9 protein-coding genes are annotated in these 11,831 nt (G+C 35.6%); all 9 read left to right on the top strand.

Features of this window, described 5'->3' with window-relative positions:
- The first annotated feature begins 11 nt into the window (after positions 1–11).
- On the top strand, positions 12–1,565 hold the full coding sequence (locus tag WMO42_RS01400) for an ABC-F family ATP-binding cassette domain-containing protein (RefSeq protein WP_022502795.1): 1,554 nt from the start codon (positions 12–14) through the stop codon (positions 1,563–1,565).
- Positions 1,566–1,589: 24 nt separating this feature from the next.
- The gene (gene murI / locus WMO42_RS01405) at positions 1,590–2,378 is read left to right on the top strand and encodes a glutamate racemase (RefSeq protein WP_349153706.1); all 789 of its coding nucleotides are present in this window, start codon (positions 1,590–1,592) and stop codon (positions 2,376–2,378) included.
- A gap of 16 nt (positions 2,379–2,394) precedes the next feature.
- Entirely contained in the window at positions 2,395–3,921 is a 1,527-nt protein-coding gene (locus WMO42_RS01410) for a DNA methylase (protein WP_349191382.1), read from the top strand.
- Positions 3,922–3,949: 28 nt separating this feature from the next.
- Positions 3,950–4,369 (top strand): YolD-like family protein, encoded by a 420-nt coding sequence (locus WMO42_RS01415; RefSeq protein ID WP_242854129.1) that lies wholly within the window; start codon positions 3,950–3,952, stop codon positions 4,367–4,369.
- A 22-nt stretch (positions 4,370–4,391) separates the two neighbouring features.
- Complete coding sequence (gene fliB / locus WMO42_RS01420) at positions 4,392–5,579, top strand: flagellin lysine-N-methylase (RefSeq protein WP_055306470.1); 1,188 nt, start codon at positions 4,392–4,394, stop codon at positions 5,577–5,579.
- Positions 5,580–5,622: 43 nt separating this feature from the next.
- Positions 5,623–6,630: an anthranilate phosphoribosyltransferase gene (trpD, locus tag WMO42_RS01425; RefSeq protein ID WP_022502790.1), complete on the top strand. Its 1,008-nt coding sequence runs from the start codon at positions 5,623–5,625 to the stop codon at positions 6,628–6,630.
- A gap of 241 nt (positions 6,631–6,871) precedes the next feature.
- Complete coding sequence (locus WMO42_RS01430) at positions 6,872–8,407, top strand: response regulator (protein ID WP_055175392.1); 1,536 nt, start codon at positions 6,872–6,874, stop codon at positions 8,405–8,407.
- Positions 8,404–10,143 (top strand): sensor histidine kinase, encoded by a 1,740-nt coding sequence (locus WMO42_RS01435; protein ID WP_349191383.1) that lies wholly within the window; start codon positions 8,404–8,406, stop codon positions 10,141–10,143. The genes WMO42_RS01430 and WMO42_RS01435 overlap by 4 nt, the downstream gene beginning before the upstream one ends.
- A gap of 355 nt (positions 10,144–10,498) precedes the next feature.
- A complete protein-coding gene (locus WMO42_RS01440) occupies positions 10,499–11,749 on the top strand; it encodes an extracellular solute-binding protein (protein ID WP_116443671.1) in 1,251 nt (416 codons plus the stop codon).
- Positions 11,750–11,831: the final 82 nt, after the last annotated feature.

The raw sequence follows: 11,831 nt of genomic DNA on the forward strand, positions 1-11,831 counted from the left end.
GGAGATAATATATGAGTTTATTAAATGTTGAACATCTTACACACGGATTTGGTGACAGAGCGATATTTGATGATGTATCGTTTAGATTATTAAAGGGTGAACATATCGGACTTGTTGGAGCTAATGGTGAGGGAAAGTCCACATTTATGAATATAATTACAGGAAAGCTTATGCCTGATGAGGGCAGGATTGAATGGGCTAAGAATATTAAGGTGGGATATCTTGACCAGCATTCTGTACTTGAAAAAGGAATGACTATAGGTTCTGTAATGCGGCAGGCATTTGATGATTTATTTGTTATGGAAGAACGAATGAATGAAATCTGTGACAAGATGATGGATGCAGATGACGAGCAGATGACTGAATATATGGAAGAATTAGGTACAATTCAGGATATGCTTACTAATCACGATTTCTATATGATAGATGCTAAGGTTGAAGAAGTTGCAAGGGCATTGGGGCTTTTGGAGCTGGGACTTGATAAAGATGTAACAGATCTTAGTGGTGGACAGAGAACTAAGGTTTTATTAGGAAAGCTGCTTCTTGAAAAGCCTGATATTCTGCTTCTGGATGAGCCTACTAACTATCTTGACAAGGAGCATATTGACTGGCTTAAAAGATACCTTTTAGATTATGAGAACGCGTTTATATTAATATCACACGATATTCCATTTCTTAACAGCGTTATTAATATAATATACCATATGGATAATCAGCAGCTTAACAGATATGTTGGTGATTATTATAAGTTCCAGGAAGTGTATGAGATGAAGCAGGCACAGATGAAAGCAGCCTACGACAAACAGCAGAAAGAGATTGCTGATTTGAAGGATTTTGTTGCAAGAAATAAGGCCAGGGTTGCAACAAGAAATATGGCTATGTCAAGACAGAAAAAGCTTGATAATATGGAGATGATTGAGTTAGCCAAGGATAAACCAAAGCCAGAATTCAATTTTAAAGTTGCTAGAACTTCCGGCAAATATGTATTTACAACTAAAGATCTTGTAATCGGATATGATGAGCCTTTATCAAAGCCTCTTAATTTCGAGATGGAAAGAGGTAAGAAAATAGTACTTACAGGTGCTAACGGAATTGGTAAATCTACATTGTTAAAGAGCCTTTTAGGTTTAATTAAGCCTTTATCAGGTGAGGCAGTAATGGGTGATTATCTTGAGATAGGATATTTTGAACAGGAGATGCCACCTGATATTAACACAACCTGTCTTGAAGAGATATGGCAGGAATTTCCTGGTTTTACACAGTATGAGGTAAGGTCAGCATTAGCCAAATGCGGACTTACAACTAAGCATATTGAAAGCAAGGTAAGAGTGTTAAGTGGTGGTGAACAGGCAAAGGTAAGATTATGCAAGCTTGTAAATAGGGAGTCTAATATTCTTGTGTTAGATGAGCCTACTAACCACTTAGATGTAGATGCCAAGGAAGAACTAAAAAGAGCACTTATAGAATACAAAGGAAGTATACTTATGGTATGCCACGAGCCAGAGTTCTATGACGGACTTGCAACAGACGTGTGGGATTGCAGTGAGTGGACGACAAGACTTTAAGTATAAGGAAATGAGGTGTGGACCGTGAAGATAGGTATATTTGATTCAGGAATTGGCGGCTTATCACTGCTTCATCAGGCAATGATAACATTGCCTGAAGTTGATTATGTATTTTATGCAGATGTTGATAATGTGCCATATGGAGAAAAGACTACAGAACAGATAAGAGAGTATGTAGACAGGGCAGTTGATTTTCTTGTATCAAAGGGCTGTAAGGCAATAGTGTTAGCGTGCAACACAGCTACTAGTGCAGCCATTACATTTTTAAGAAATAAATACCAGATTCCAATAATCGGCATTGAACCTGCAGTTAAGCCAGCCTGTGCACATAACAGGGGTAAGAGGATAATGGTTGTTGCAACTCCGGTTACGGCTAAGGGAGTGAAACTTAAAAATCTTATTATGAAGTATGATATAGACTCAAAGGTAGATGTTATTGCACTTCCTAAGCTAGTAAGATTTGCACAGCAGGATGAATTTAATTCAGCAGAGGTTATGAATTATCTTAACAATCAGTTTGCAGGACATAACTTTAATGATTATTCAGAACTTGTGCTTGGCTGTACACATTTTAATTATTTCAAAGATTCATTTGCGAAGCTGTTTCCGGATGATATTGAGATAATAGATGGTAATATCGGAGTATCTAATTACTTAAAAAATATACTTATAAAGAATGGTGTTCTTGATAATAATGATGATAAACTGTGTGGAACGGTGGAATACTATTATTCTGGAAGAGCAGTTGACGATAAGGAACTGGAACATATTAAAATGCTGCACCGCAGACTTGAGGTTATGCGTAAGATTTAATTGTGGGGAATGATTAATGCAGAATAACCATATGTATATAGCAATAGATCTAAAGACATTTTATGCATCTGTGGAGTGTGTCGAAAGAAATTTAGACCCACTTGATACCAATCTTGTAGTTGCTGATCCCCAAAGAACCGAAAAGACGATATGCCTTGCCGTGTCACCATCATTAAAGGCTTTCGGAATATCAGGGAGAGCAAGGCTTTTTGAGGTTGTACAGAAGGTCAAGGAGGTCAATGCACTAAGAAAGAGCAGGTTAAGAAACAGGCAGTTTACAGGAAGCTCATATAGTTCAGAAGAACTGAAGAATAATGAATCTTACGAGCTTTCTTATATAATTGCACCTCCAAGAATGTCTTTATATATGAAATATAGTACACAGATATATAACATTTACCTTAAATATGTTGCACCTGAGGATATTCATATATATTCGGTTGATGAAGTATTTATTGATGTCGGGGCATATCTTAATACCTATAAGATGACACCGCACCAGCTGGCTATGACTATGATTAAAGATGTGCTTGAGTCGACAGGAATTACTGCAACGGCAGGCATAGGAACGAATCTATATCTATGTAAGATTGCTATGGATATAGTTGCCAAGCATATTCCGGCAGATAAAGATGGTGTGAGAATAGCTGAGTTAGACGAACGAAGCTATAGGGAAAAGCTATGGGGACACAAGCCTATTACAGATTTCTGGAGAGTGGGTGCTGGATATGCTTCCAGACTTAAAGAGTATGGTATATATACAATGGGCGATGTTGCGAGATGTTCGCTTGGCGGTGAGCAGGATTTCTATAATGAGGAACTGCTCTATAAGCTGTTTGGGGTAAATGCAGAGCTCCTTATTGACCACGCGTGGGGGTATGAGCCGTGTACAATAGCAGACATTAAGCAGTATAAGCCGGAAAGCAACAGCATATCATCGGGACAGGTACTTCACTGTGCATATAATTATGAGAAGACAAGGTTAGTTGTATGTGAGATGGTAGATCTGCTTATGCTTGACCTTATAGATAAAGGACTTGTGACAGACCAGCTTGTGCTTACAGTTGGATATGATATAGATAATATATCCACCGGAAGAAGTGTAGGTGAGTATAAAGGCGAGGTTGTAAAAGACAGATATGGCAGGAAGATACCAAAGCACGCTCACGGAACGGCTAATCTTTCTCGTTATACAGCTTCAGTTGCACTTGCTACGCAGGCAGTTACCAGACTGTATGATGATATAGTAGATAAAAGGCTTTTATCAAGACGAATTAATATAACGGCTAATCACGTCATAACAGAAAAAGAAGCAGTTAATAAGAATTCTTCTTATCATCAGATGGATTTATTCACAGATTTTATTAATAAAGATGATAATGAGGAAGAAAGTGCTAAGCTTGAAAAAGAGAAGAAAGTCTTAAAGACTATGGTTGATATTAAGAAAAAATATGGCAAAAATGCAATTGTCAGAGGAATGAATCTTAAAGAAGGTGCGACAGCTATGGACAGAAACAGGCAGATTGGCGGTCATCACGAATAAAGCTGATAATTGGGAAATGAGAACTATTTTGAATGGATATGAAGATATAATTAATAAATCCCGTCCTGTAAATAACAGGCATAAAAGAATGTCTAATTATGAGCGTGCTGCTCAGTTTTCTCCATTTGCTGCACTTACCGGACTTGGAGCAGCTATATCAGAAACAGCAAGGCTTACAGATGAGAAAATAGAACAGGACGAGGAACAACTTAATATTCTTAATAATAAATTCGCCATATTACGAGCAAATATAGCCAGCCAGCCGGTTGTAACCATAACTTATTTTGTTAAAGATTTAAGAAAAGATGGCGGAGAATATGTTACAATAAGCGGCGTAATTAAAAAGATTGATGATTATCAGAAAATTATAGTTATGCAGGATAACATAATTATTAGTATTGATGATATCGCAGACATAAAATCAGATATATTTAACAGAATTATATAGAATATACTTTGAGGTAAAGATAATGAAACAGAGAGTACCATTTTATTATAACGAATTTGGATGTATAACAAGCGAATGTAAGGATAACTGCTGTATAGGCGGCTGGGAGATAGACATAGATGATGAAACCTATGAGCGTTATAATAATATGACAGGTGAGCTTAAACACAAGATTCTTGACAGCATAACACAGAATGAAGATGAGGAGTATTGCTTCAAATTATGTGACGGCAAATGTCCTATGCTTGATGATAATGGCTTATGTGAAATACATAAAAATCTTGGAGAAGATTATCTTGGTGTTGTATGTAAGCAGTTTCCAAGATATTCGGAATATTATGGTACAATAAAGGAATCAGGAATTGGTCTTGCCTGTGAAGAAGCAGCAAGGATTATATTGTCTGAAAATCGTCCTTTTAGTATGGAAACTGCTGCCTGTGATGAAGAATATGAACCGAGTTCAGAATATGACAGTTCATTTGCATTACAGATATTCGCGGCAAGAGAGGCTGTATTTAAGATATTAGCCAAGGAAAGCCTGTCAATACACGAAAAGCTGATTGTCATACTTGATATGGGAAGTAAAATCCAGCAGTGTATTAACACTGATGAGTATGATAATATTAAATCTGTTGTTAATGATTACCTCAAAGAAGGAATTGCCCATACTTTAGATGAAACAAGAAATCTAAGCGACAGCGGACAATTTGAGGATATATCATTACAACAGGGTATAAGACAGATTTTGTATCCTTATGAAGAAATGGAAGTGCTTAATCCTGAGTGGGAGGTCATACTTAAGGATATTATTGACAGCCTTTTTGAGCAGATGAGTGATGAAGAATACAATATACTAAATGAGGAATTTGGAACTTATATGGTTTCAAGGGCATATGAATACAGACAGCTTTTGGAGTATTTGGTGTTTAGATATTTTGCAAAGTCAATATATGATTATGATTTCCTTGGCAAATGTCAGATGTTAGTAACTAATTTTTTTGTTATAAGACAGATGGATATTATAAGGTGGTTGGATAACCACAGAGAGTATTCTTTCAAGGATAGAATGGATGTAGTGCACATTTTCTCAAGACAGGTTGAATATTCAGAAGATAATATAGAGAACCTTTATGAAGACTTTATTTTTGATGATATTTTCAAAACTGACAGTTTAATTGCTATTTTATGGATTGACAGCGAAAACATATAGGACTAATATGTAAATAGATTTTTGAAAGGTTAGGGTTTTGGCGATGATTAAAGAAGCAATAGCTCAGTTAGTTAAAAGAGAAGATCTCACATCAGAGGTTATGGAACAGGTTATGGAAGAGATAATGACAGGAGAGGCTACAGATGCACAGAAAGCTTCATTCCTTACAGCATTATCAATGAAAGGTGAGACAATTGACGAGATTACATCAGCAGCTAAGGTATTACGTTCACACTGCGAGCGTTTCCTTAATGATATGGATGTGCTTGAGATCGTAGGAACAGGTGGAGATGGTTCTAATACTATCAATATATCTACACTCTCATCAGTTGTTGTATCTGCCGCAGGAATACCTGTTGCAAAGCATGGTAACAGAGCTGCTTCAAGTAAGTGTGGAACAGCCGATTGTCTTGAAGCACTTGGTGTAAAGATTGATTGTGCTCCAGCAAGAAGTGCCCAGATATTAAAAGATATTAATCTTTGTTTCTTATTTGCACAGAAGTATCACCCAGCAATGAGATTTGTTGGTGCTGTAAGAAAAGAGATGGGTATAAGAACATTATTTAATGTACTTGGACCATTAGCTAATCCAGCAGGTGCTACTATGCAGTTATTCGGTGTATATAGCGAAGAACTTGTTGAACCACTTGCACATGTATTAAGAAATCTTGGTGTTAAGAGAGCTATGGTTGTATATGGCAGAGATTCTATGGACGAGATTTCTCTTAGTGCAGAGACTAAGGTATGTGAATTCAAGAACGATGAATTCAAGTCATATGTTATTAAGCCAGAAGATTTAGGACTTACAAGATGCAATAAGGAAGATCTTGTTGGTGGAACACCACAGGAGAATGCAGCTATCGTTAATGATATATTAGGTGGTGCTAAAGGACCTAAGACAGATGTTGTATTACTTAACGCTGGTGCAGCTATATATCTTGCTTCAGACGGAATTACATTAAAGGATGGTATTGAGAAGGCAAGAGAGATTATTGTGTCAGGCAAGGCTAAGAAACAGCTCAAGGAGTTCATTGAAGAAACTAACAAATAATATTAAGTATTAATAAACAGACAGCCTCTTAAAGGATTGAAAATATCTTTTAAGAGGCTTTTTTAGTGATAATCAAGGCTGGCATAATATATAATTAGAAAAATGGGTTACAAAATATAGAAAATATAGTAAAATAATATAAAATAAAACCTGCAATATTCGGATAACAAACAGGGGCAGAATATATAAGCTGGTATATTTATTAAGGTATGTTAAATACAGGAAAAAGATTGGAGAATAAATGTATAATATATTAATTGTTGATGATGAGAGAATAGAGCGTAATGGAATAATAATGCTGTTAAAAAGGCTTTCAATTAATGCGGGCATAGTTGAGGCTGCTAATGGAAAGGAAGCATATGAATATTTATGCAGTGATGAAGCAGAGCATATTGATATTCTTCTCACAGATGTGAAGATGCCATTTATGGACGGAATAACACTTATTAAAAAGCTCAATGAAGATAATATAAAACTTAAAACAATAATATTTTCTGGATATAATGAATTTGAATATGCCAAGCTTGCGGTAAAGCTGGGAGTTAAAGATTACATTTTAAAGCCTGTTGACCCTGTGGAGTTTGAGAACACAATTAAGAAAGTGTGTGCAGAGCTTGATGAGGAACGTATTCATACAAGTAATTATAATAAACAGGCGGATTTTGTTAAGCAGTTCTATCTGTATTCGCTTCTTAATAAGGCTGATACCAAGGGAATATTAGAAAGCGATGATTTTCTTAGAAGCTATAACAGGCTTATTCTTATAGAATTCAATACCGATTTCTTTGGTAAATATGATGGTGGAGATGCCAATATATTAACCCTTGCGGATTGTATGGGAGATATTGAATATCAGTATCTTAATCTTAATACACAGCAGTCAGTTATTCTTATTAAAGATGAAGCTAAGGCGTTAAGTATGGATTTGTTAAAGAATATGCTTGAAAAGCTGCATAATTATATATTCGGTAAGACGGGACAGTTTATGTATGCAGCTGTGTCTGATATTATAGATGATTATCACAGGATATCTGATATGATGGACGAATTAGAAAACCTTATGAGCAATAAGTTCTACCAGACAAATAACTATATATTTACCAACGATATAAGTGATAAAATGCCTGTTTTCGTACAGATAGATGATGATGTTCTTATGAAGCAGATGAAGCAGGACATTAAGATGAAAGATGTAACATTTTTAAGAATACATTTTGATGCTTTATGCAAGAAATACAGAAGCCAGTCGAATTTTTCACATATATATATTAAGTTCGTATTCTCTAACCTGCTTAAAGATTTCTATGATGCACTTCCAGGGACCAATGAAGATGAATTTGCATCACAGATTGATAAGTTGTATACATCAGAGGATTTTAACTGCATAATGGATATTGTTAATCATAATATTGATATATTAGAGAAGAGTTTTATCAGTAATCCATTGACAATGCACAGAGAGATTGAAACGGTTAAGGAGTATATACATAATCATTATAGTGAGGAGTTAGGTGCACAGCAGCTAGCGGATATGGTATATCTTGCACCAAGTTATCTAAGTTCGCTTTTTAAGAAAGAGACAGGGCAGAACTTGAGCAAATATATAAAACAGTACAGAATGGAAAAGGCTAAGGAGCTGCTCACGGACACTAATATGAAGATTGTTAATATAAGTGAGAAGACAGGTTATCCGAATGTGTCATATTTCTGCCAGAGTTTCAGGGAATATTTCGGTGTAAGCCCTCAGAAGTTCAGGGATAAAGGTGAAGTGTTATGAGTGAACCATTAAAATTAAAGCAATGGGTGAATAATATAAAGCTTCAGAATAAGCTTGTTATAATATATGTCGTCACAGGTCTTCTGCCACTTATAATACTTTTTGTATTTGCGTATGGACAGATGCGCTCAATACTTATGGACAGGGATGTCCGTTCAATGGAAAGTGCATTAAGGCAGTCGGTTACAACAGTGGACGGACAGATAGAGGTATATGATAATCTGTCCAATTACATAACATTTAATGAAACTGTATCAGGAATACTTTCCTACAATTACAGCAACAAATATGAAATGTACAGCCAGATTGTTACGACATTTGACCCGCTTGTATCTTCATTGAAATATTTTCACAATGATATTAACAAGGTGACGATATACATTAATAACGGAATAAAGCACGACACTACACTTGCACCATTATCAGAGATTGAGAATGAAGCATTTTATAATTCAGCAGTTAATTCGACTAATATTAACTGGTATGTCGATAAAGATAAGAAAGAGCTTATATCAGCAAGGAAGATGTCTACGCTTGCCACTGCCGGCATTACTGGAATTATGTATATTAATGTAGATTATGACAGTATAATGGATATTTATGCAAAAGGACTTATAGATAACAGTGGCATTATAGTAACTGATGGCAATGGTAGTATTATAAGCAAAAAAGCAGCATTTTTGGATAATGCCGATAAATATATCCTTTCAGACAGCCGGTTTACTGAGTTTATAGAAAAAGCGGATTTTTCAGAAAATGTATGCAGTAATATAGCAGGTTATGTGCTTATTAAGCAGAACTCAGACGTTACAGGCTGGACAAGCTATGTGTATGCACCAAAGTCGCTTATGTTAAAATCAACTAATTCCATTATTACAATGATTGTGCTTGCATTAGTTGTTGCGTGTATTGGAATGGCTGCGGCTACAATATTTACATCTGATTTCATAACTAAGAGGATATATAAATTAAGAACAAGTATGGAAAAGGTTGAGAATGGAGATTTTGATGTTGTTATAAGGTCATCAGATAAGGATGAAATCGGTGCATTGATACACGGCTTTAATAGTATGACGGGTACGATTAATAATCTTATCAATGAGGTGTATGAGGGGAAATTAAGCCAGAAAGAGTCGGAGATGAGAGCATTAAGGGCACAGATTAACCCACATTTCCTCTATAATTCATTATCGCTTATAAACTGGAAGGCGATTGAGTACGGACAGGATGACATAAGCAGTATAACACTTGCCCTTTCTAACTATTACAGGACTTCACTTAATAAGGGTAAGAATACGCTGACTGTAAAGCAGGAATTAAGTAATATGGAGTCATATCTTAACATACAGCAGATAATGCACGATAATTCATTTGATGTTGTTATGGATATTGATGAAAATGTGCTTGAATATGAATCACTTAATCTTATATTACAGCCTCTTGTTGAAAATGCTATTGAGCATGGAATAGACCTTTTGACTGATAGAAGAGGAGTTATCACTGTTGTAGCAAAGCTTCATAACGGACTTATTCATATTGAGGTTAAGGATAATGGCATTGGTATGCCAAAAGAAACGGCTCATACATTCTTAACAAGTGAGTCTGGCGGATATGGAGCAAGAAATGTCAATGACCGTATAAGGCTGTTTTACGGTGAGCAGTATAATCTTAAAGTAAGCAGTGATGAGAATGGAACGGTTATAACAATAGAGTTCCCGGCAAGAAAGCCAGTCTGATATGCTGTATAGCAGATAAACTAAACATAATAATATACTAATTTAATTAACGGATATACTTAATGAAAAAGTATGATAAATAGTATGAGTATAAAAAAGAAATGTTGTCATTATTTGATAACATTTCTTTTTTGTTTATTTTTTATGTAAAAATTCCAATATGTTTCTAAAATTTCTTATATTTAATTTCTCATAAAATAAACATATAATTAAACTATCAAAAGAACTTGTAAATAAATTACAAAAAGATATGTACCGAATTAATTATATATAATATGTATTCCGGGTAATGGGTATTATATAAATAGATGGTACATATCAGCGGTTAAACGCATTAAGAAATGGAGGTATGTTTATGAGGTTTAAAAGATTAGCGGCTGCTGTTATGGCGGCAACAATGTGTGGCTCATTGCTTGTGGGCTGTGGAGGAAACGATAACAAATCAGCGGATAATAATGAGAATATCACAGCCACTATTAAGGTATGGGGCCCGGCAGAGGATCAGGCAGAAGAAAATGGCAAATGGCTTCAGACAATGTGCGAGCAGTTCAATTCAGAACATCCTGAATGGAATCTGACTTTTGAATACGGAGTATGTTCTGAGACAGATGCAGGTAAGACAGTTACACAGGATCCTGCGAATTCAGGCGATGTATATTTCTTCGCTAATGATCAGTTGCAGACACTTATTGATGCAAATGCTATAGCAAAGCTTGGTGGTGAAACAGCAGATTATGTTAAGAGTACTAATTCAAGTGCAATAGTTGATTCAGTATCAGTTGATGGCAGTGTATATGGTGTTCCATTTACTACTAATACATGGTTTATGTTCTATGATAAGAGCAAATTCTCAGAAAGCGATATAAAGAGTCTTGATACAATGCTTTCAAAGAACAAGGTAGCATTTAATATAACAGAAGGCTGGTATATGTCATCATTCTATCTTGCTAATGGCTGTACATATTTCGGAAAAGACGGCAAGGATAATTCAGCAGGCGTAGATATTAAGGGTGATAAAGGAACACAAGCAACCAAGGCTTTAGTTGCACTTGTTAATAATCCTAACTTTGTCAATGATTTACAGGGTGTAGGTATTGCTGGTTTAAGAGATGGAAGCGTTGGTGCTTACTTCTCAGGTTCATGGGATTATAAGAGTGTTAAGGAAATATTAGGAGATAACTTTGGTGCAGTATCATTACCAACTGTTAAGATTAACGGAACAGATAAGCAGCTTAAAGCATTTGCAGGTTCAAAGGCTATAGCAGTTAACCCTAATTGCAAGTATCAGCAGGTAGCAGTTGCACTTGCTAAATATCTTGGAGGCAAGGATGCACAGGCTAAGCATTATGAGTTAAGAAATGTTATTCCTTGTAATACAGAGTTACTTGCAACAGATGTAATTAAGAAAGATGCTCTTGTATCAGCACAGAATGATACATTTAATAAGACATCTGTAATTCAGCCTACAGTTACAGGTATGAATGATTACTGGACACCAGCTCAGAATTTTGCTAAAGCAATTGTTAACGGTGAGGTTACTGCTGATAATGCAGAAGCCAAGACATTAGATTTCTATAATCAGATTAATACATCAATTGTAAAATAGTAAATATCAATTCTAACAATTCTGGGTCAGTATTAATTGACCCAGAATTTTACTTGACATCATATAATGGTCAGGAGGTGTG

This window comes from Lachnospira sp. CLA-JM-H23 (genome assembly GCF_040096425.1).
Lineage (GTDB): Bacteria > Bacillota > Clostridia > Lachnospirales > Lachnospiraceae > Lachnospira > Lachnospira rogosae.